The organism is Microbacterium sp. CJ77 (genome assembly GCF_002911615.1).
Lineage (GTDB): Bacteria > Actinomycetota > Actinomycetes > Actinomycetales > Microbacteriaceae > Microbacterium.
This window is the reverse complement of sequence record NZ_PQBR01000022.1, coordinates 83,937-105,248: the sequence shown is the minus strand read 5'-3', so window position 1 is coordinate 105,248 and position 21,312 is coordinate 83,937. Positions and strand designations below refer to the sequence as shown.

The following is a 21,312-nucleotide window of genomic DNA, read 5'->3' as shown; positions in this document are numbered from 1 at the left end:
CGGAACGGAGCTGTGATGCGCACGAAAGGCGTGTACGCAACGCTGCTCATAGTCGCAGCGACAGGCCTGGCTGCGTGTTCGTCGGCCGTGCCCACAACGGTCACAGCACCTACCGAGAGTGGGAGCGCCTTCAACCTCGAGGCGCTAACGGCGGCAGCACAGGCCGAGGGCAGTCTTACTTTGTACGCGGACTCGACCGAGTCGGTTCTGCGGGGTTGGAGTGACGGCTTCACCAAGGAGTACGGCATCCCGGTGACGATTCTGCGTAACACCGCTGCACCGCTCTATCAGCAGTTCGCGCAAGAGCAGTCGGCCGGGCAGGCGATCGCCGATGTGTTCGGCGTGGTTGACGCAGCCACGATGGCGGATGCGCGGGAGAACGGTTGGATCGCGCAGTACACGCCCCAGAACAGCGACCTCCTGTCGAAAGATCTCGGCGACCCGGGCTACTACTGGGCCCTGCAGAGCTCTACCCAGCAAACCGTCACCTACAATCCCGACAACGTGACTGAGGACGAGGTCGAGTTGATCTTGAAGGACCCCGTCAAGGCCATGACTGACCCACGGTTCGCCGGTCGGGTTGGCGTCGTTCAGCCGCAGGTGTCCCAAGGTGTCGGGGCGTTCTGGTACCTCTACAGCGACGGCGCCGCCGCCGCCGATGTGGGTTGGGACGGCCTTGAGGACATCGCCGACAACACAGCGATGATCGCGGACAACCTCACGCTGGTGCAGAACGTCATCCAGGGCGAGATCGACTTCGCCTTCCCGATCGTCGACTCGATCCCGGCAGCTCAGATCGTCCAGAACGGCGCTCCGCTGCAGTTCGCCTACGCGACGCCAGCGACCGGATCGAGCGCACTCACCGGAATCGTCGCAGACGCCCCGCACCCGAACGCCGCGCGGCTGTTCCTCGAGTGGGCCGCAGAGCCCGACGCGAACTCGCTCTGGTCGAAGCTGTCGCAAACCGCCCCGATCAATGCCGAGGCGACTGACGGACGTGAGTTCACCGACCTGGACTGGTACCAGCCGGCGGGCGACGACACCTGGTTCGACTTCGGCACCGATCCCGAGTTCCTCGCGGCGATCAGTGCAGATGGCGACTACTTCGATCGCTGGAATGAAATGTTTGGATACACCGGATGACGACCATCAATGCCCCCGCCCCGGCCACCAGCAGCGGACGAAACGGGGATCCCGACCCGCCGACGAGGAAGACTACAGCGGAGGCGGTGACGCGTCGGAAAGCGACTAAGCGCGGGCCGAGCCCGTTCGCGGTCGTCATCCTGATCCTGCTCGGCGGCCTGATCCTCGTGCCCGTAGCGATGGTGTTTTTCGGCGCCTTCCAAAGCGCGGCGCCCGGCCTTCCCGGCACCACGTTCTCGCTTCGGGCGATCATGGAGGTCTACGGGACCACGGCGTACCTCGGCTCTCTCATCGGCACACTCCTGATGGCGCTCAGCGTCGCAGTACTGGCGGTGGTCTTCGGTGCGTTGGCGGCCTGGATACTCGCGCGCACCGACGTGCGGCTTCGAGCAGTTCTCGAACTCGGCGTGATCGTTCCGTTGTTCATCTCGCCCTTCATCGGCGCAGTCGCCTGGAACATGCTCGGCGCGCCGCGCTCGGGCATCATCAACGTGAACCTGCGCTGGATCTTCGGCACCGACGCGACATTCATCGACATCGGCACAGTGCCGGGCGTGATCTTCGTGATGCTGCTGTACTTCCTGCCCTACACCTACATGCTCATCTCGGCGTCGCTGAAGAACATGGATCCGGGTCTCGAAGAGGCGTCTTACATGAACGGCCGCGGCATCGTCGCGACTGCGATGAAGGTCACACTCCCGATCGTCCGCCCCTCACTGACGGCCGCGTTCTTCATGATCGCTGTCTTCGCGACCGGGATCTTCGCGATCCCCGCCGCCCTCGGCCTTGACACGGGCTTCTCACCGCTCGCCGTGCAGGTCTACCGCAAGATGACGGTCTTTCCATCTGATCCGCCCGCGGCAGCCGCGATCGGTACGCTTATCTTCTGGTTCACCCTGGCCGGCATCTACTTCTATCGCCGCTCTATTCGCAACAGCGCCCGGTTCGTCACGGTCGGTGGAAAGGCCACGCGTCCGCGCGTCGTGAAGCTGGGCTGGGCACGCTGGCCAGTCACGATCCTCGTCGCGCTCTACGGATTCCTGGCGGCGGTGCTGCCGTACGCGGCGATCATCCTCATTTCGTTGTCGCCCTACACGATCACAGACTTCCGCAAGATGCAGTTCTCGCTCGACAGTCTCTGGACGGTCGTCACCTCCCCGGATGTGACCAGCGCCTTGCTCAATACCGTGTGGATCGCACTGCTCGCACCCACTGTGGCAGTGCTGATCGGCCTTGGTGTCGCCTATATCACCGTGCGCGAACGCGGACGCATCGCCACGATCATCGACTACATCTCGAACTTCCCAATGGCGGTTCCGGGAATCGTGTTCGCAACAGGCATCATTTGGCTCTACGTGCGCACGCCGCTGTATGCGACGTTGGCACTGCTGATAATTACCCTGGTCGCCACGTATATGCCGCAGGCGACGCGATTCGCAGCCACCGGCTTGATGCAAGTCGATGGGTCCCTGGAAGAAGCCGCGCGCATGTCCGGCGCGAGCAAGTTCCGCGCGATTACCACGGTCACCATGCCGCTCGTTGCCCCGTCGCTGATGTCGGCATGGGTGCTCCTGTTCATCTTCTCGTCGCGGGAGGTGAACGAGGCGGTGATCGTTGCCGGTCCCCGCTCCCAGCCACTGTCCGTGCTCGCCTGGAACTACGTCGAGAACGGCTCGCTCAATCAGGCCGCAGTAGTCGGCCTGTTGATGTCGCTCGTGATGCTTGCCGGATTGATCCTGGCGAGATATGTCTTCCGCGTCCGACTCACCTCCTCCCAACTGTGAACATCCGAATCAGTACCCATGCAGAGATGGAAACCCAATGTCTATGACGATTGACAGGACGACGACCGCGACGCAGGAGCGCGTCGGTGCGTCGCTGAGCGTCCGAGATCTGCGCATCCACTACGGCAACGTCGAGGCGGTGAAGGGCATCTCATTCGACATCCTGCCGGGAGAGTTCCTCACGCTCCTCGGCCCTTCCGGATGCGGCAAGTCAACGACCCTGCGCTGTATCGCAGGCCTCGAACCCGCCTCCGCAGGCACGATCACGATCGACGACACGGTTGTGGCAGGTCCCGGAAAGCACGTGCAGCCCGAGAAACGTGGCATCAACATGGTGTTCCAGTCGTACGCCGTGTGGCCGCACATGACTGTCGAGAAGAATGTCGGCTACGGCCTCAAGGGCCTGCAAAAAGACGAAATCAAGACCCGCGTCGACGAGGTACTCGACCTCATCGGGCTCGGCAAGTTCGCGAAACGGTACGGCACTGAGCTCTCCGGTGGACAGCAGCAGCGCGTCGCGCTCGCCCGCGCGATCGTCACCCGTCCGAAGGTCCTTGGCGCCCGTGAGCGGTTGACCGTCCCGGGCATCGCCACGCCCGTCCTTGCCGCCGAGACCGCCGCCAACGATGTTCACGAGTCCGCCTCCGCGGTCTTCCGCGCCGAGAGCCTGCTCGCCGGGAGTGCGGCGGAGTCGGCAGAGAACGTATGGCCGGCGAAGGTCGAGCGAGTCTCATACCTCGGTCGTCACCTCGACGTGCTGTACTCGGTCGGCGATTCGAAGGTCCGTGGTGAGCTTCCGTCGGCGACGCCGATCGTTGTCGGCGACACGGTCACCATCGGCATCCGCGCTTCCGACGTGCACTTCGTGCCGCACACCGAGGTCTAGTATGCGAGCGCAGGTCGCGATCGTCGGCGTAGGAACGACGAAACAGGGCGAGCTTCCCGGGCGGACAGCTAACGAAATCGCCATCGAGGCGATCGAACTCGCGCTCGCGGACGCCGGACTCACGAAGGCAGATGTCGATGGGCTCATAACCTGCCGGAATCTGCATGACCGTTTCGGCATCGACGAACAAATCGGGCACCTGCTCGGAGTGAACCCGAGGTTTGGCGCGACCCTCGATTACGGCACGGGCAACTTCTCGCTTCATCTCGCGGTGATGGCGATCGAGGCGGGTATGGCCGAGACAATCGTGCTTGCATACGGCACGAACCAGCGCTCGATGCGCTCGGGATTCGGCATCTCGGTCGGGGGCGGTGCCGAAATGGCGGCGCTCGCCGGAGTTGTGCACGTCGCCGGACCGGCGGCGCTCGCATTCCGGCGCCACCAGGAGCTGTACGGCACAACCGAGGAACAGTTGGGCTGGGTGGCGGTCGGCCAGCGTGAGTGGGCGCAGAAGAATCCGTTGGCCATCTTCCGTACTCCGCTCACGATTGACGACTATCTCTCCAGCGATCCGCTCGTAGCGCCGCTGCGCCGCGCCGACCTCACGATGATCTCGGATGGGGGGGCCGCTCTCGTGGTGACCTCGAAGCAGCGCGCGAAGGATCTTCCAAAGCAGCCCGTCATGATCGACGGCATGGCCGAGCGCACCGCCTTCCGGGCTGACCACGATCGCGACAGTCTGATGCGCCCCTGGCTCGGCGAACTCGCTCGTGATCTCTGGGCCAGCAGCGGGTACCGCCCCGAAGACATCGATGCCCTCTACATCCAGGATGCGACATCCGTATGGGTGCTCCAGATGCTCGAGTGGTACGGCTTCGCACCGGTCGGCGAGGGAGGCCGCTTCCTCGCCGAAGGTCACACCCGACCGGGCGGTTCCCTGCCGGTCAACACGAACGGCGGCCAACTCTCCGAGAGCTACATGTGGGGATGGCTCCACCTTTGTGAGGCCGTCCGCCAGCTGCGCGGTGAAGCAGGGGAGCGCCAGATAGAGGGGATCGAGGTCGCCCTCGATTGTTCATCTCACGACTTTCTTAAGGGGGCGGCGTCAATTCTGACGACGAGATCATGACGTACCAAGGACTGCTTCCTGACACGCACAACGTGCTCACCGCCCCGTTCTGGGCCGCGACCCACGAGAGACGGCTGACCGCGCAACGATGCAGTTCCTGCAGTGTGTTCCGCTGGCCGCCCAGTGAGCTGTGCCCAGAGTGCCTGAGTACCGCCGCCACGTGGACGCAGCTCGCGGGCACCGCCGAGGTGTGGAGCTATGCCGTCTATCACCGCTCGATGCACCCGGCATTCACGGCTGTGCCCTATACGGTCGCGCTCCTCGAACTTCCCGAAGGCATCCGCATGTACGGAGCCGTGGTGACCTCGACCGGCGACGCCGATGCCGATGGCGAGGTGAAGATCGGCGACCAGGTGCGAGCAGCGTTTGAACGCACCGAAGACGGCGTCGTTCTCGTCCGATGGATTCCAAGCGAGGAAGAATCGGCCCTCGCTGCCGTACAGCTGGAGGAGCAGCCATGACCGACCACGCGAGGCAGGTGAGCTCGACACGCAAGGGGCCGCTGGAACACGTCACCATCCTTGACCTCACCCAGCACCTCTCAGGTCCATTCGGAAGTCAGATCCTTAGCGATCTCGGCGCACGTGTCATCAAGGTCGAGCCGCCCACAGGCGACCCGACACGGCGCATCGGTCCGTACTTCGAAGACGGTGACAGCGCGTACTACCTCAGCGCGAATCGCAACAAGGAGAGCGTCGTCCTTGATCTAAAGGCGCCAGGCGGCGCCGACGCGCTTCTTGCGTTGGCCATGCGTGCTGACGTCGTCATCGAGAACTTCCGCCCGGGTACGCTGGCCAAGCTCGGAATCGACTTCGACGAGCTTCTGCGGGTCAATCCGCGGATCGTGCTGTGCTCGATCACCGGCTTCGGACCGGATGGCCCCTACCGGGCATTGCCCGCGTTCGACATCGTCGTCCAGGCGCTCGCCGGCGGCATGTCGCTCACGGGTGAGGAAAGCGGCAAGTCGGTGCGCTCCGGGCTGCCGATCGGAGACATCTGCGCCGGCATGTACGGTGCAGTCGGCACGCTCGCCGGCCTGCTCGAGGTGGGCAGGACGGGCGTTGGCATGCGTATCGACGTCTCGATGCTCGACGCACAGGTGTCAATGCTCTCGTACGTCGCGAGCTACTACCTCGCCTCAGGCGACGTCGCTGGTCGTCAGGGTCGCGGGCACATGAGCATCCCCACCTACCGGGCGTTCACTTGCCGAGACGGCAAAGACATCGTCGTGGCCGCGAACACGCAGCCGTTCTGGCAGGGTCTCGCGCGTGCGTTCGAGCGCGAAGACCTAGTCGCCGATGAACGGTTCCTCGACAATGACCTTCGCAGGGAGCATCGCGACGAACTCGATGCGGCGCTCGAGGCGGCCGTTGGCGAGCTGGATGCCGCCGAGGCTCTGGCGCGGCTTGCGGCAAACGGCGTACCGTCGGCGCCGGTGAACACCGTCGATGCCGCCCTCGCCGACCCCCAGGTGGTCCAGAGCGACATGGTGTTGCAACTTGAAGGCCGCGGCGACAGCATCCGTGCCGTCGGCAACCCGATCAAGACCCACGGAGGCCGCACCCGTCATATCGCCCCGCCCCGACTCGGCGAAGACACCGAGTCGGTGCTGCGAGACGTAGCGGGCCTGACGGATGATCAGCTCCGGAAGCTCTCGTCCGGCGGGGCGATCACCCTCGCTGCACCCCACGAGGGGTCAGCCGCGGCCTACGCCTGATCCATCGGCCGACATCCGATAACAGTTCACAAGGGAAAAGAACTCGACATGCTTCGCACAGTCCTGATCGGCGTAACCCACTGGCATCTGCCGCTCTTCCTGGAGCCGATGCAGAAACGCGATGACCTCTCTTATGTAGGCGTCTCCGACCCCGATCTCGCCGGTGCGCAGAAGGTCGCCGAACGACTCGGGACGATCGCCCTCGCGGACTACCGCGAACTCGTTGAGCAGACCAAGCCGGACTTCGCGCTCGTGCTCGGTATCCATGCCGAGATGGCGGCGACGGCCGAGTTTCTCATCGAACGCGGCATCCCATTCATCATCGAGAAGCCGGCGGGACTGAACGGCGCGCAGGTCTCACACATCGCGGAACTCGCCGCCGAGCGCGACGCGTTCGCGGCCGTACCGTTCGTTTTCCGTCAGAACGGATGGGTCACCCGGATGCGGGAACACTCGGCCGGCGAGCGCTTCGACCATCTCTCGTTCACCATGATCGGGCGGCCGCCGCAGCAGTACGAACGGATGGCGTCGAGCTGGGTGCTAGACCGCGCCCGTTCCGGAGGCGGAGCGCTTATCAATCTGGGCATCCACTTTCTCGACCTCATCCCCTACCTGGTGCCGGACGAGCCGGTCGAGGTAGTGGGCGCCGCGATCTCGAACACGGCCTGGGACCTCTCCATCGAGGATTTCGCGTCGGTGATCCTCAAGGTCGGCACGAGTCTTGCGACGATCCAGACCGGCTACCGCTACACCTCGCCGGACGAGTACATGGATATGCACTTCTCGGTGCGGACGGCCGCCTCGTATTACGTCGCTCGTACCCCCACCGAAGTGCAGGTGACCACGCCAGAGGGGGGCATCGAGACGTGGGCGGTCAGCACCATGAACATGAAGACCTACCCGTTCTTCGTGAACGATGCCATCGAGCGGGTTTTGCGGGGAGACAAGCCTGCGTTCGACCTCAGCGACGCGGCACGTGCGATGCGTCTGCTAGATCGAATCTACGAGAAGGCCGGTGCGATTCTTCCGACGACACCGGGATCCGCAACACAGGAATAGGAGAAGACCGTGACAGAAGAGAAGCGTCGGGGCCTGCTGCACGTGCAGATGGACATCGCGCCCGAGCACGAAGACGAGTTGAACACGTGGTACTGGCGGGAGCATCTTCCCGAGCGACTCGCTGTTCCGGGTTTCCTGAGCGGGCGCCGGTTCGAGATCGTCGACGGCGGCCCGCCGAAGTACCTCGCGATATACGACCTCGAGGATGTGTCGGTGCTGGACAGCCCGGAGTATCAGCGGCTCATCAATCCCCCCGATCCGCGGACGAAAGAGATCGGACGGATGCTCAACACGAACATCCGTCGGGTCTACGTCGAGATCCCGCGGCTGGAGGCATAGTCCGGATGAAACAGCTGCTGCTCTTCCCCGGGATGGCCCAGGATGCACGCGCTTACGATCTGACTGGCTTCCCGCAGGAGCAGGCATACGTGTATCCCGGGCATGGCGACCGCGAGTCGCAGGTCGTCACTCTGGACGGGCTGGCCGATGAGGCCCTCCGCGGACGAGTCGACCGGCTCGACCTCGTCGGCGTGGCGCTGGGCGGTATTATCGCGCAGCATGTGATGGTCCGACATCCGCACAGAGTCCGCTCGGCAGTCCTCGCAAACACTCCGGCCGGCGTGTCGGACCGGTCTCCGCTGATCGAACGAGCCGAGGCGACCGCCGCGACCGGCCCGCAGGTCGACGAGCTGATCGCACGTTGGCTGCGGCCGTCCACGATCGCAGATGACGGCGACGCCGTGCGATACCTCCGTGACGTGCTCGAAACGATCTCGTGGAACGGTCTCGCGAACGTCCAGCGAGCGATGGCCGATCACGATCTCGTGGCGGCGCTGGAGGGTAATACTCATCCGGTGACGGTCATCATCGGAGAGGACGATCATGTCGGGATCGGTGCAGCCGAGCGCCTCGCCGCCCTGTTCGTCAACCATCGCGTGCGCCGCATTCCCGGCGGACACATGGTACACCTCGACAACCCCCGGGGATTCCGCGAGACGGTACTGGAGCATCTCGACTGGGTCGATGACCTCCAACGCGCGGCCAACGGCGCACGTGAATCAGAGAGAAGGAGCGCATGACCGACACTCAGGTCAAGGGACTGCTGATGGTGCAGATGGAGGTCGCACCGGAGGATGTCGCAGAACTGGATGCCTGGTACTGGGAGGAGCACATCCCTGAGCGCCTCGCCTGTCCGGGGTTCCTGTCTGCGCGGCGCTTCCAGATGGCCGATGGCTCTCCGAAGTTCGTCGCTCTCTACGAGCTCGACGGCATCGGGGCGCTCGAGACCTCTGAATACCGGTACGTGATCGAGAACAGCACCGCGCGCACGAAGGCAGTGGGTCGGATGGCGACGATCACACGCGTCGAATACATCGAGCTACACGATCCGGCTCCGCAAGGCGAGCCGGCCGGCCCGTGACGACGCTTCTGCTCCACCCGATCGGACTGGACCGGCATACGTGGGACGGTGTAGCGATCGACAACGCGCTGGCTGTCGATCTGCCCGGTCACGGTGGGGCTCCCGGTGCTGAGCTACCGAGCCTCGACGATGTCGCCGATGCCGTACTCGAGGCGGTTCCGCTCGAGCTCGGACCCCTGGATGTCGTCGGGCTGTCACTTGGCGGGATGGTGGCGCTGCACGCCGTGCTCCGGCACCCTCAGCGAATACGGTCTCTGGTGGTGGCATGTGCCCCTGCGTTGTCGCCGGCAGACGCGATGCTCCAGCGGGCGGCCGACACGGAGCGACTAGGCATGCGCGGGATGATGCCCTCAACACTGCAGCGCTGGTTCAGCGCCGACGTTCTCGAGCACACCCCGGATTTTGTCGACACGGCAGCGAGGATGCTGCTCGCCAACGACCCGCGTGTTGTTGCACACTTCTGGCGTCTAATTTCGCAGCATGATGTGCGGACACGATTAAGCGAAATTCGCGTGTTCACGACGATCGTCGCGGGTCGAGCCGACCTCTCGGTTCCTCGGCCCGCCGCGCAAGCACTCGCTAGAGGCATTCCGGGCGCACGCTATGTGGAGCTCCCTGGCGCACACATGCTGCACCTCGAGGCCCCAGGCGCCTTCGCCGAGACCATCCGCGAACATACCTTCGTTGCACAGTATTCGTGACTGTAAGACTCGACCGCCTTCGGGCTTAATCAGGCCGATGCCGCAGATGCTTGCAGCCATGCGGGAGGTTGATCGGCAAGTGCGCGCGATATGCCTCGCGCAGCCATCAACACGGCGGGTATGTGTTCTCGCACCGCCGGTGTACCTTCACCGCGGACCGCGACCGAGACGGCGGCGATGACGTCTCCGGATGTCGATCTGATCGGAGCCGCAACGGAGACCGCTTCGCTTGTCATCTGTCGATCGCAGATGGCGTATCCGTCGCGACGCACGTCCGCGAGGATCCGACGAAGCGAGCCGACGTCGACGATAGTGAACGGTGTGAAACGCGGCAGCGACTTCTCGACCACATCGTTGAACACATCTGCGGGGGCGTGGGCGAGCAGCACCAGCCCCGCACCCGTTGTGCGCATCGGCAGTCGGGTTGCGGCCCGTGTACGGAGCGGTACTGAGCCATGACCGGAGAGATGCGATACGAAGATCGCTTCGGTGCCTTCTCTTACGCCGAGTCGCACGTTTCCATGAGTGGCCTCATATAGGTCTTCGAGGAACGGCAGGGCCGCATCAACCAGCCCGGTGCTGCGCGGAGCAAGCGATCCGAGTTCCCAGAGGTGCAGGCCGATGCGGTACACCCCGTTCTCGTCGCGTTCGAGGCCCCCCCAGTCGACCAGCTCCCCGAGAATGCGGTGCACGGTCGTAAGAGGAAGACTGGTCGATCGGCCGATCGCAGACAGCGACATCGGTCGTCGTGTCCGGTAAAGGGCATCGAGGACGGCGAAGACCTTCTGTGGGGCGGTCAGCGAGCGGTCATCGTCAAGGAGCTTTTCGCCGCCAGGCTTGGACCGGCCTTCACGAGGCATCGTACTCACTCTTTCCCCTGGTTCCCGCGCGGTGCCCGGAACAGTATCAGCCTATCCGTCGGTTTTCGTGCCCTTCTCGGCCGTAGGCTGAATGTATGCCTCAGAAGACTTGGTTCATTACTGGCGCGTCTCGCGGCTTCGGCCGCCAGTGGGCTATCGCAGCGCTCGAGAGAGGTGACCGGGTGGCCGCCACGGTGCGAGATATCTCGACCCTCGATGATCTCGTCGAGCGGTTCGGCGATACCATCCTGCCCATTGCACTGGATGTGACTGATCGGCAGTCTGACCTGTCGGCGGTCTCCTCCGCCGCGTCGCACTTCGGCGGGCTCGATGTCGTCGTGAACAACGCTGGCTATGGCCAATTTGGGATGGTCGAAGAGGTGACCGAGAGCGAAGCGCGAGACCAGTTCGAGACGAATGTCTTCGGCGCGCTCTGGATCACCCAGGCGGCCGTGCCGATCATGCGGGCGCAGGGGTACGGCCACATCATCCAAGTGTCCTCGATCGGAGGAATCACAGCGTTCGTCAACCTCGGAATTTATCACGCGTCGAAATGGGCGCTCGAGGGCTTCTCGCAATCGCTCGCGCAGGAAGTCGCCGAGTTCGGCATTCACGTGACCTTGATTGAGCCAGGTGGATTCGCGACTGACTGGAGTGGGGCAAGCGCCAGCCGCTCGACGCCGATTGCTGCATACGACGGAGCTCGCCAGCGGCGTCAGCAGCAACGCCAATCGCAGGTCCCTGGAAGTCCCGAAGCATCCGCGGCGGCGATGATGCGAATCGTCGACGCCGAGAAGCCGCCGCTGCGAGTATTTTTCGGGACAGCTCCCCGACCAATCGCGGAAGCGGACTACGCAGCGCGGCTCAAGACGTGGGAGGAATGGCAGGACGTGGCTGAACTCGCGCAAGGCTGACGAGCAACGGTCTCGCGCGCTACGTCCGTGACTCTCCGACGAAATCGAAATGCGAGGGTGTCCTTCGCAGCAGCTCGGCTGCTCCACGATCGGCGATACCACGACCCACGGTTCCTCCGTCGGCAAACGTCGGTTGAGCGTACGCGCCACTATCATCGCAAGCCGCGCGGCGGTGACAGAGTTGGGGCTCAGATGGATTGGTCCGCCAAGTGTCCCCTCGGGCGAGCACTCTGCGAATCCACGGCCGGCCAGACCGACGAAGCGGCGCGTCGCATCCGCACCATCGAGGGAAGGTCTCGTGTCGATCAGAGGAAAGTGTGCTGCTATCGCGAAGGCACATGAGGGCGGATGCGCGGCAGTTGGTATCGCGTAGAGACCCTGAAGCGGCCACCACGATGAGTTTCGATGCCGCTTCGCGTGGGCCGCGGTCAGCAATATATGAAGGCCGGGCCTTGATGACTACGAGCGATCCTTCGGCGTCAGCGCCTTCCTGAATTGCATTGGCGAGCTGCTGGGGCAAGTTCCTCTTGCAGTTGTGGCCGGGTGCTCAGAATTTCACGACTCCGCCCGATCGAACCGAAACCCCCCCCCGACCACTCGGCATGACGTTGATGGGCCTCCGGACCTTCATTAGGACGCCCCTCGAATCTGCGTCCATTGTCTCGCATCGGCTCAAGCGCATCCCTCGAATCGTTCGCGAACTGGCGAATATGGAGAGCAGCATGCTGGCTGGGCTCGAAGACACTGGGGGTACGTGCGTTTTCACAGGTGCGTCAGTGATCTCCAACCTTCATCCGACGATGCTCACGACGGATGGACCGCCGACTTAGACGGATCGGACGCCAAGCTATCTGACTTCGTCGCGTGACCCAGATGTGGATGCCTGTGCGGGATTGTGTCCGCCGTCGTGAGGGTCCGCATGACCTCGTCGAGTACTTCGCCCACCGACGTGTACCGAGAGGAAAGCACTAGGTCACGCAACCACACGACCTCGGTAAGTTCCGCGACGCACGCCACTGCGCATCGCGGATCGTTGTGCGGAAACCAGTGATCCTGGATGATCGACTCCGTCGCCGTGAGACGACGCAACTCGAATCGGGGGCTATCACACACTGACATGCTCACTCCCAAAGTCAAATCTGACCTGCGCACGAGCCTCCGTGACACCCCGAGAATAACCCTGGCGATACGACCAGGCAAGGGGGCCCCGCAGCGAAGCCGTCATCCCCGTGCGCGCGCTACGTCGGAGCGCTCCGCAGTGGATAGCCGCACCAGGTGGGGGAGGACTCACGACATGGGCGGTGGTGTTCGACTGCCGCTCAAACAGAAATGCCCCGCCAGGTGCTGTGACCGGACGGGGCCGGCGAGAACCAGCCTCGGATTTTTGGACTCGCCGTGCTCAAGGATATCTACCCGGATGGGGAGCGCCGATACGCCCAGTCCGTATGCTGCCCGTCTAGCTCGGCTTGTGCCTTCGCGACGACAACGATCGAACCCAAAAAATATTTGGATGCACTCTCGAGTCACTCCGGTCAATTCGCGCCTTCGGGCCCCTTCGTCGCCTCGGGCGAGCCGGCATGCGTTCTCGTCGTCTTCCCGGCACATTCCCGGCACATGACGCCCAGACGTGCGGGTACAAAAGGATGCTGAATTGACTGGAGGGCTTAGTGTCCGGTGCGGACGGTCAGCGATAAATGCCAGCTAGTCAGGGAATTAGAGAAACCCCCGCGAGTAGAAGCCTCACGAGGGTTTCAGTGGCTCCGACGGGCGTCGATCCCGTGACCTCACGATTTTCAGTCGTGCGCTCTACCAACTGAGCTACAGAGCCTCGCGGCATCCGCTTCGAAAAGCAGAATCTGCCGCGATCTAGACGAAAGGCCCTCTCAAAGAAAGGGCCCGTCGCTTAGAGCGACCCTGACGGGACTTGAACCCGCGACCTCCGCCGTGACAGGGCGGCACGCTAACCAACTGCGCTACAGGGCCATGCTATTTAGTTGTACGAGTGACCCCAACGGGATTCGAACCCGTGCTACCGCCGTGAAAGGGCGGCGTCCTAGGCCGCTAAACGATGGGGCCGAAAGAACCCAAGGGCTCAGGCTTACCGACGCTCAAGCATACGCATTTCACGCCCAAACCGCCAATCGCGGGCGCGTCCGCCGTGCGTCAGCCCGCGAGCGGGGGATGCTGGGCGTCGGAGCATGCGCGGGTGGCCCTGGCGCAGTGGCCGAGGGCTCGCGGGGTCCAGGCGGCTGATTGCGGCACAACATCCCTCCAATCCGTTGCGGATGTGACGGATGTTGTTAGTGTGAATGATGTTACTGACGTACTGAGCGGGAGGGCGACGTGTCAGATCTGCACGGCGATGCCTTTTTGCGCGGCGCTTCCGAGACGGAACCGGACTGCGGATGCGCCCCGACGCCGGCTGAACGCCAGGCGAACGCCGCGATGGCCAAGCGGTCCGTGTCGCGCCGCTGGCTCCTCGGCGCCGGTGCTCTCGGTCTGGTCGCGGCCGGTGCGATCGGCGGACCGATGCTCCCCGCAGCCTTTGCCGCGACGTACCCGTCGTGGGATGACGTCCAGCGCGCCAAGGGCAATGAGGCTTCGAAGGCGAGCGAGGTCACTCGCATCGAGGGCCTCATCAACCAGCTCCAGGCCAACGTCGTGGCCACCCAGGCGATCGCCGAGCAGCGTTCGATGGAGTACTTCCAGGCCGAAGAGGAGTACCTCAACTCGGTCATGATCGCCGATGACCTGCAGGCGCAGGCCGATGCGCAGGGCGCCGCCGCGACCGCGGCCTCGGAGCGCGCGGGCCGCGTCGCCTCGCAGCTCTACCGCACCGGCGGCGACGACACCTCGCTCGAGCTGTTCTTCGCGGGCTCGGCGACGGGAGCAGACGACCTACTCGGACGCCTCGGCCGCATGGACAAGGTGCTCGAGCGCAACAAAGACACCTTCGCCACCGCTGTCACGGCCCAGAACTCGGCGCAGTCGCTGAGCGACCAGGCATCCGTCGCCCGCGACGAACGCGACCGCCTGAAGCAGGTCGCCGAACAGAAGATGGCCGAATCTCAGGCCGCCGCGGACGCCGCCCAGGCCGCGCTGGAGGCGCAGTCCCAGCACCTCGTCGAGCTCGAGGCGCAGCTCGCGGCGCTGAAGGACACCACCGCGCAGACGATCGCCGGGTATCAGGCCGGTGTCGAAGCCAAGCGCAAGGCCGAAGAAGAGGCCCGTCGGCGTGCCGAAGAAGAAGCGCGGCGTCTGGCCGCCGAGGCCGCAGCGAACGCCAACAACGGAGGCGGAGGCGGCGGTGGCGGAGGCGGCGGCGGACAGGTCGGCACGACGGGCTGGGCGCGTCCCTCGAGCGGCCGCCCGAGCGACCGATACGGCTCCCGCGCGACTCTGTGTACCCCGAACTACGGATGCACCGGCTTCCACAACGGCACCGACATGTCGACCGGTTGCGGCGCCGGAGTCTTCGCCGCGTACAGCGGCCGCGTGACCTATGCCGCGCGCAACGGCCAGAGCGGCAACCAGATCCACATCGATCACGGCGGCGGCGTCGTGACGCGGTACTCGCACATCCAAGACGGCGGCTTCATGGTCGGCTACGGCGCGAACGTGAGCGCCGGCCAGCTCATCGGCCGCGAGGGCATGACCGGTCTCTCTTACGGATGCCACCTGCACTTCGAAGTGTGGATCAACGGCGGGCGCACCAACCCCGAGGTCTTCATGCGCGCGCGGGGCATCTCGATCTGACGCCTGAGACTCCGCCGGGTCGGCTTGCGTGCGGCAGGGGGGTCGCGCCTAGCCTGGTGGTGACCCGATCGGAGATCCCATGCCCGAACCCTGGTCAACACTTCTGACCTTCTCTCTCGCCCTCGTCGGCGCGCTCGTCCTCGTCTTCGTCGTCTCGGCGTTGGCATCGCTCATCGTCCGCGTCGCAGCCCGAGGCCGCGACTGGGCCGCGATTCTGATCCGCCGGGCACGCTGGCCGTTCCGGGTCGCGCTGCTCATCGTCGGCGTGTGGATCGCGGTCGCGCTGAGCTTTGCGGATGTCTCGTGGCGAGCCGTTGCCGATCACGCCCTGCTGATCGCCCTGATCTCGGCCGGGGCCTGGCTCGTCTGCCAGGTGCTGCTCTTCGCCGCCGACGTCAGTCTCAGCCGCTACCGCATCGACGTGCCCGACAACCGCGTCGCGCGGCGCCTGCACACGCAGCTCCAGATCGTTCGCCGGCTGGTCGTCGTGATCGTCGTCATCGTGGCGATCGGCGCCATCCTGCTGACCTTCGACGGCGTGCGCGCCGTCGGCGCGAGCGTCCTCGCATCCGCGGGAATCGTGTCGATCGTCGCCGGTCTTGCCGCCCAGTCGGTGCTCGCCAACGTGTTCGCGGGCGTGCAGCTGGCGTTCTCGGAAGCGATCCGCGTCGACGACGTCGTGGTCGTGGACGGCGAGTGGGGACGCATCCACGAGATCACCCTGACCTACGTCGTCGTGATGACGTGGGACCAGCGCACCGTCGTGCTGCCTTGCAGCTACTTCACCTCGACCCCGTTCCAGAACTGGACCAAGTACGGCAGCGAACTGGTCGGCGCGGTCGAGTTCGACGTCGACTGGCGGGTGTCGACCGACGGCATGCGCAACCGACTCTCGCAGGTGCTGGCCGAGACGCCCCTGTGGGACGGCCGCACCGAGGTGCTGCAGGTCACGGATGCGACGGGCGGCATGGTGCGCGTGCGGGTGTTGGTGAGCTCGGCCGACTCCGCCGCCCTCTGGGACCTGCGGTGCGTCGTGCGCGAATCACTCGTCGAGTGGGTGCGCGACCAGGATGTCTCGTCGTTGCCTGTGCAGCGCGTGCTCGTCGGCGACCCCGGCGAAGGGCGGCGCCACGTACCGGCTGCCGAGGGATCGTCGGACGCACGGGATCGCGCGGGGCTGTTCTCAGGTACGGCGGACGGCGAGGCAAGGGCCTCGGAGTTCACCGCCGCGATTCCGGTGGTTCAGTCCGAAGACCGCGACAGCCGCGAGCATCCGCTGGCGGATCCGGCGCGCGACGACTGATGTACGCGCCGGAGTCGGGGCCGGATCAGACCGAGCGGGGCGCTTCGCCCTCACCCTGCGTCTTGGTCCGACCCTCGTGCTCTTCGAAGCGCACGATGGACTCTTCGACCAGGCGCTCGGCCTCGTCGACGTCGCCCCACGCATCGACCTTGACCCACTTGTTCGGCTCGAGGTCCTTGTAGTGCTCGAAGAAGTGCGCGATCTCCTTCTTCGTGAAATCGGGGATGTCGTCGACGTTCTGGATGTGGGCCCAGCGGGGGTCCTTCGCCAGCACGGCGACGAGCTTGTCGTCGCCACCGGCCTCGTCGCTCATCTTGAGCACGCCGACGGGGCGCACGGTGACCATGACGCCCGGGAAGAGGGTGACATCGAGCAGCACGAGCACATCGAGCGGGTCGCCGTCCTCGCCGAGCGTGTTCTCGAAGAATCCGTAGTCGGCGGGGTAGCCCATCGGCGTGAACAGCACGCGGTCGAGGAAGACGCGGCCGGTGCCGTGGTCGACCTCGTACTTGACGCGGCTGCCGCGGGGGATCTCGATGACTGCGTCGTAAGCGCCCATGCGTGGCTCCTCGATAGAGATGGTGCGAAAAGTGAGTGGCGGAACTGCTGATCGCCGCGTTCCAGCCTAGTCAACCGGCCGGGGCGAACATCTCAGAGGTGCGATCGCCCGCATGAGGCGCTGTGGGGCCTCATCTGGCTGCTTGCGTCACACGGATCCTTCGAGATTTCGCCGAGGCCGGAGCAACAGGCCCGGGTACGGTGGGGGCGTGCCCGAGACTCCCGATTCCAGCGCCCTCCGCGGGCGTCTCGACCCCGCCGTAGCGGCCGTGCGGTCCGCGGTCCGCGCCGCGCTCACGCCCCTGAGTAGTGAGCCCGGCGCCCCGGAGCCCCGCGTGATCGTGGCGCTCTCGGGCGGCGCCGACTCGCTCGCGCTCACCGCAGCGGTCGCGTTCGAGGCGCCGCGGCTCGGCATCGAGGCATCCGCCGTCGTGATCGACCACGGGCTGCAGGATGCCTCGAGCGCTCAGGCATCCGCTGCCGCCGACGCCGCGCGGGCCCTCGGGCTCGCGGCGACGGTGATCGCGGTCGAGGTCGCGTCCGACGGCGGGCCCGAGGCCGCGGCACGGGACGCGCGCTACGACGGGCTGCGCGCCGAGGCCCAGCGCAGCGGCGCCGCTGCGGTGCTGCTCGGGCACACCCTGGACGACCAGGCCGAGACGGTACTCCTCGGCCTGTCGCGGGGCTCGGGGAGCTCGAGCCTGATGGGTATGGCACCCGCGCGCCGGGACGAGGCATCCGGTGTGCTCTGGCTGCGCCCGCTGCTCGCCGTGCGTCGCGAGACGACTCGCTCGGCCTGCGCCGCGGAAGGGCTCGCGGTCTGGGACGACCCGCACAACCTCGACCCGCGCTTCACCCGCGTGCGGGTCCGGACCAGGGCGCTGCCGGTGCTGGAGGACGAGCTCGGCCCGGGCGTCGCCGAGGCCCTCGCCCGCACCGCGGAGCAGCTTCGCGAAGACGCCGAGGCGTTCCGCGACATGATCGACGAGACGATCGAAGACATCGTCGAGCACGCCGAGGCGGGCATCTCGGTGTCGGTCCCGGCGCTCGCCGCCAACCCCGCGGCGCTGCGCCATCGGGTCATCCGGCACGTCGTGAACAGCGAGTTCGGCGTGAGCCTGACTCGCGCGCAGACGCTCGAGGTGGCGCGGCTCGTGACCGACTGGCACGGCCAGGCGCCGATCGACCTTCCCGGTTGCACGGCGACCCGGCGCGGTACCCGGCTCGTCTTCACGGCCCGCACCTGAGGCGACCGACGGATGCGGTGGGCCCTCGGGCCGACCGGCCCCAGAGCCTAGACTCGACCGCATGCGCGCTGCCGATCTTGCCGACGACCTGTCCGAAGTCCTGGTGACCGAGGAGCAGATCCTCGCCAAGCTCCAGGAGCTCGCCACCCGGGTCGCCCGCGACTACGAGGGCAAGGACCTGGTGCTGGTCGGAGTGCTGAAAGGCGCGGTCATGGTCATGGCCGACTTCGCCCGCGCGCTGCCGATGCTCGTGCCGATGGACTGGATGGCCGTCTCGTCCTATGGCGCCGGAACCAAGTCGAGCGGCGTGGTGCAGATCCGCAAGGACCTCGACACCGACCTGCACGACAAGCACGTGTTGATCGTCGAGGACATCATCGACTCGGGCCTGACCCTGAGCTGGCTGCTCGAGAACTTCCTCGTCCGCGGTGCCGCATCGGTCGAGGTTCTCGCGCTGCTGCGCAAGCCCAAGTCGGTCAAGGTGCACGTCGACGTGAAGTACGTCGGGTTCGACATCCCGAGCGAGTTCGTCGTCGGTTATGGCCTCGACTACGCCGAGCGGTACCGGAACCTCCGCGACGTCGCGGTGCTCGCGCCGCACGTCTACTCCTGATCTCCTGATCGCCATGTCCCACTCTTGGGCGCGTGTGTCCCACTTTCGACCGGTAAGGGGTCGCCAAACCGGCAGAAAGTGGGACATCAAGGGCCGGGCGGGGGATGTACGCCGTGGGCGAATGCACAGCCGGTGCAAAGCGCGGGAGCGATACCCTGTCTGAACCGCCCTGGTGCGGCACGTCGACGAAAGGCTCCGGGCTCGCCCCGCCACCATGGACTTCAAGAAGCTCACCCGCAATCCCCTGATCTATGTGCTGTTGATCGGGGTCTTCCTCATCGTGGGATTCACGCTGATCTCGAGCCTCGGCGGAGCGAAGCAGATCACCACGCAGGAGGGCCTCTCGCTTCTGAGCGGGGGGACCGTCGAGAAGGTCGTGACGACCGACGGCGACCAGCGCGTCGACATGACCCTGTCGAAGGCGTACGAGGGCGCGACGGATGTCCAGTTCTACTACGTGACCGCTCGCGCGGAGGAGGTCGTCAACGCGATCAACACCGCGGACCCGTCCGATGGCTTCAACGACGTCGTGCCCCAGGCATCCTGGTTCGACGGCTTCCTCTCCCTCATGATCCCGCTGCTTCTGCTGGGTCTGCTCTTCTGGTTCCTGCTCTCGTCGGCGCAGGGCGGCGGCAGCAAGGTCATGCAGTTCGGCAAGTCCAAGGCCAAGCTCGTCTCGAAGGAATCGCCCACGGTCACGTTCGCGGATGTCGCGGGCGCTGACGAGGCCATCGAAGAGATGCAGGAGATCAAGGACTTCCTCAAAGACCCGACGAAGTTCCAGGCCGTCGGTGCCCGCATCCCGAAGGGCGTGCTGCTGTACGGCCCTCCCGGAACCGGTAAGACCCTGCTCGCCCGCGCCGTCGCGGGTGAGGCGGGCGTGCCCTTCTACTCGATCTCGGGCTCGGACTTCGTCGAGATGTTCGTCGGCGTCGGCGCGAGCCGCGTGCGCGACCTGTTCAACCAGGCCAAGGAGAACTCCCCGGCCATCATCTTCATCGACGAGATCGACGCGGTCGGCCGTCACCGCGGTGCCGGCATGGGCGGCGGGCACGACGAGCGCGAGCAGACGCTCAACCAGATGCTCGTCGAGATGGACGGCTTCGACCCCAAGGTCAACGTCATCGTCATCGCGGCGACCAACCGCCCCGACATCCTCGACCCGGCCCTGCTGCGTCCCGGCCGCTTCGACCGTCAGATCGGCGTCGACGCGCCGGACCTGAAGGGTCGCCAGCGCATCCTCGAGGTGCACGGCCGCGGCAAGCCGCTCGCCGACGGCGTCGACCTCGAGGTCGTCGCCCGCAAGACGCCCGGCTTCACCGGTGCCGATCTCGCGAACGTCCTCAACGAGGCGGCCCTGCTGACCGCCCGCTCGAACGCCCAGCTCATCGACAACCGCGCGCTCGACGAGGCCATCGACCGCGTCATCGCGGGCCCGCAGCGCCGCACGCGCGTCATGAAAGACAAGGAACGCCTGATCACGGCGTACCACGAGGGCGGGCACGCACTCGCCGCGGCCGCGATGAACCACACCGACCCCGTCACGAAGGTCACGATCCTTCCCCGCGGCAAGGCCCTCGGCTACACGATGGTGCTGCCGCTGGACGACAAGTACTCGGTCACCCGCAACGAGCTGCAGGACCAGCTGACGTATGCGATGGGCGGCCGCGTCGCCGAAGAGATCGTCTTCCACGACCCGACCACGGGTGCCTCGAACGACATCGAGAAGGCGACCAACATCGCCCGCAAGATGGTCACCGAGTACGGCATGACCATGCAACTCGGTCCCGTGAAGCTCGGCGCCGCGAGCGGCGAGGTATTCATGGGCCGCGACATGGGGCACGGCCGCGAGTACTCGGAGTCGGTCGCCGAACGCGTCGACGCCGAGGTGCGGGCGCTCATCGAGCAGGCTCACAACGAGGCGTACCAGGTGATCAGCGACAACCGCGACGTGCTCGACAAGCTCGCTCTCGAACTGCTCGAGAAAGAGACGCTCGACCACCTGCAGCTCGCCGAGATCTTCACGGACGTGCGACGCCTGCCGCCGCGCCCGCAGTGGCTCTCGAGCGAGAAGCGCCCCGTTTCGGCTCTGCCCCCCGTCGAGGTTCCGAAGCAGAAGCTTCCGGAGGGCCTCGCCGCCGATGTGCAGGCCGAGGCGGTCGTCGCCGAGAAGCAGCCGCATCGTCGTCCCTCGGGTCAGGCACGCCCGGCCACGGCATAGC

General features: G+C 65.6%; 19 protein-coding genes and 3 tRNA genes. 17 read left to right on the top strand and 5 right to left on the bottom strand.

Features of this window, described 5'->3' with window-relative positions; translation table 11 throughout:
- Positions 1–15 precede the first annotated feature (15 nt).
- The 11 genes from C2868_RS11605 (at position 16) to C2868_RS11560 (ending at position 9,839) form a co-directional block, all read left to right on the top strand.
- Positions 16–1,143, top strand: a complete 1,128-nt coding sequence (locus C2868_RS11605) for an ABC transporter substrate-binding protein (RefSeq protein WP_081766413.1) — start codon at positions 16–18, stop codon at positions 1,141–1,143.
- Between the two features lie 86 nt (positions 1,144–1,229).
- Positions 1,230–2,927, top strand: coding sequence for an iron ABC transporter permease (locus C2868_RS11600; RefSeq protein WP_157814004.1), 1,698 nt, complete (start codon positions 1,230–1,232; stop codon positions 2,925–2,927).
- A gap of 43 nt (positions 2,928–2,970) precedes the next feature.
- The gene (locus C2868_RS11595; protein ID WP_103663389.1) at positions 2,971–3,813 is read left to right on the top strand and encodes an ABC transporter ATP-binding protein; all 843 of its coding nucleotides are present in this window, start codon (positions 2,971–2,973) and stop codon (positions 3,811–3,813) included.
- A gap of 1 nt (position 3,814) precedes the next feature.
- Entirely contained in the window at positions 3,815–4,942 is a 1,128-nt protein-coding gene (locus C2868_RS11590) for a hypothetical protein (protein ID WP_103663388.1), read from the top strand.
- A gap of 32 nt (positions 4,943–4,974) precedes the next feature.
- Positions 4,975–5,403 (top strand): Zn-ribbon domain-containing OB-fold protein, encoded by a 429-nt coding sequence (locus C2868_RS11585; protein ID WP_181003456.1) that lies wholly within the window; start codon positions 4,975–4,977, stop codon positions 5,401–5,403.
- Complete coding sequence (locus tag C2868_RS11580) at positions 5,400–6,659, top strand: CaiB/BaiF CoA-transferase family protein (RefSeq protein WP_219811477.1); 1,260 nt, start codon at positions 5,400–5,402, stop codon at positions 6,657–6,659. The genes C2868_RS11585 and C2868_RS11580 overlap by 4 nt, the downstream gene beginning before the upstream one ends.
- A 48-nt stretch (positions 6,660–6,707) precedes the next feature.
- Positions 6,708–7,718 carry a Gfo/Idh/MocA family protein gene (locus C2868_RS11575; RefSeq protein ID WP_103663386.1) on the top strand — a complete coding sequence of 337 codons (1,011 nt, stop codon included), beginning with the start codon at positions 6,708–6,710 and terminating at the stop codon, positions 7,716–7,718.
- Between the two features lie 9 nt (positions 7,719–7,727).
- Positions 7,728–8,057, top strand: a complete 330-nt coding sequence (locus C2868_RS11570) for a DUF4286 family protein (protein WP_100812281.1) — start codon at positions 7,728–7,730, stop codon at positions 8,055–8,057.
- A 5-nt stretch (positions 8,058–8,062) separates the two neighbouring features.
- A complete protein-coding gene (locus C2868_RS11565; RefSeq protein WP_100812280.1) occupies positions 8,063–8,797 on the top strand; it encodes an alpha/beta fold hydrolase in 735 nt (244 codons plus the stop codon).
- Entirely contained in the window at positions 8,794–9,138 is a 345-nt protein-coding gene (locus C2868_RS17450; protein WP_157814003.1) for a DUF4286 family protein, read from the top strand. Before C2868_RS11565 ends, C2868_RS17450 begins: the two co-directional genes overlap by 4 nt.
- Positions 9,135–9,839 (top strand): alpha/beta fold hydrolase, encoded by a 705-nt coding sequence (locus C2868_RS11560; RefSeq protein WP_157814002.1) that lies wholly within the window; start codon positions 9,135–9,137, stop codon positions 9,837–9,839. Before C2868_RS17450 ends, C2868_RS11560 begins: the two co-directional genes overlap by 4 nt.
- A gap of 29 nt (positions 9,840–9,868) precedes the next feature.
- On the opposite strand, the gene C2868_RS11555 is transcribed toward C2868_RS11560, so the two are convergent.
- A complete protein-coding gene (locus C2868_RS11555; protein WP_100812278.1) occupies positions 9,869–10,699 on the bottom strand; it encodes an IclR family transcriptional regulator in 831 nt (276 codons plus the stop codon).
- A 95-nt stretch (positions 10,700–10,794) separates the two neighbouring features.
- Between C2868_RS11555 and C2868_RS11550 the strand changes: the two genes are divergently transcribed.
- On the top strand, positions 10,795–11,613 hold the full coding sequence (locus tag C2868_RS11550) for an SDR family oxidoreductase (RefSeq protein WP_100812277.1): 819 nt from the start codon (positions 10,795–10,797) through the stop codon (positions 11,611–11,613).
- 1,755 nt (positions 11,614–13,368) lie between these two features.
- Here the strand turns inward: C2868_RS11550 and C2868_RS11540 are convergent.
- The 3 genes from C2868_RS11540 to C2868_RS11530 form a co-directional block, all read right to left on the bottom strand.
- A tRNA-Phe gene (locus tag C2868_RS11540) sits at positions 13,369–13,441 on the bottom strand.
- A gap of 81 nt (positions 13,442–13,522) precedes the next feature.
- Positions 13,523–13,596: transfer RNA gene (locus C2868_RS11535), tRNA-Asp, on the bottom strand.
- A gap of 20 nt (positions 13,597–13,616) precedes the next feature.
- Positions 13,617–13,689: transfer RNA gene (locus tag C2868_RS11530), tRNA-Glu, on the bottom strand.
- Between the two features lie 267 nt (positions 13,690–13,956).
- Between C2868_RS11530 and C2868_RS11525 the strand changes: the two genes are divergently transcribed.
- Both C2868_RS11525 and C2868_RS11520 read left to right on the top strand, forming a co-directional pair.
- Positions 13,957–15,369, top strand: a complete 1,413-nt coding sequence (locus C2868_RS11525; protein ID WP_181003455.1) for a peptidoglycan DD-metalloendopeptidase family protein — start codon at positions 13,957–13,959, stop codon at positions 15,367–15,369.
- 79 nt (positions 15,370–15,448) lie between these two features.
- Positions 15,449–16,672, top strand: coding sequence for a mechanosensitive ion channel family protein (locus C2868_RS11520; RefSeq protein ID WP_100812275.1), 1,224 nt, complete (start codon positions 15,449–15,451; stop codon positions 16,670–16,672).
- Positions 16,673–16,697: 25 nt separating this feature from the next.
- Here C2868_RS11520 and ppa read toward each other — a convergent pair whose 3' ends face one another.
- Positions 16,698–17,231: an inorganic diphosphatase gene (ppa, locus tag C2868_RS11515; RefSeq protein WP_100812274.1), complete on the bottom strand. Its 534-nt coding sequence runs from the start codon at positions 17,229–17,231 to the stop codon at positions 16,698–16,700.
- Positions 17,232–17,439: 208 nt separating this feature from the next.
- On the opposite strand from ppa, the gene tilS reads away from it, so the two are divergent.
- The 3 genes from tilS to ftsH all read left to right on the top strand — a co-directional run bounded on the left by tilS (position 17,440) and on the right by ftsH (position 21,311).
- Positions 17,440–18,477: a tRNA lysidine(34) synthetase TilS gene (tilS, locus tag C2868_RS11510; protein ID WP_232711331.1), complete on the top strand. Its 1,038-nt coding sequence runs from the start codon at positions 17,440–17,442 to the stop codon at positions 18,475–18,477.
- A 61-nt stretch (positions 18,478–18,538) separates the two neighbouring features.
- On the top strand, positions 18,539–19,090 hold the full coding sequence (hpt, locus tag C2868_RS11505) for a hypoxanthine phosphoribosyltransferase (protein WP_100812272.1): 552 nt from the start codon (positions 18,539–18,541) through the stop codon (positions 19,088–19,090).
- 214 nt (positions 19,091–19,304) lie between these two features.
- Positions 19,305–21,311 carry an ATP-dependent zinc metalloprotease FtsH gene (gene ftsH, locus C2868_RS11500; protein WP_100812271.1) on the top strand — a complete coding sequence of 669 codons (2,007 nt, stop codon included), beginning with the start codon at positions 19,305–19,307 and terminating at the stop codon, positions 21,309–21,311.
- Position 21,312 lies beyond the last annotated feature (1 nt).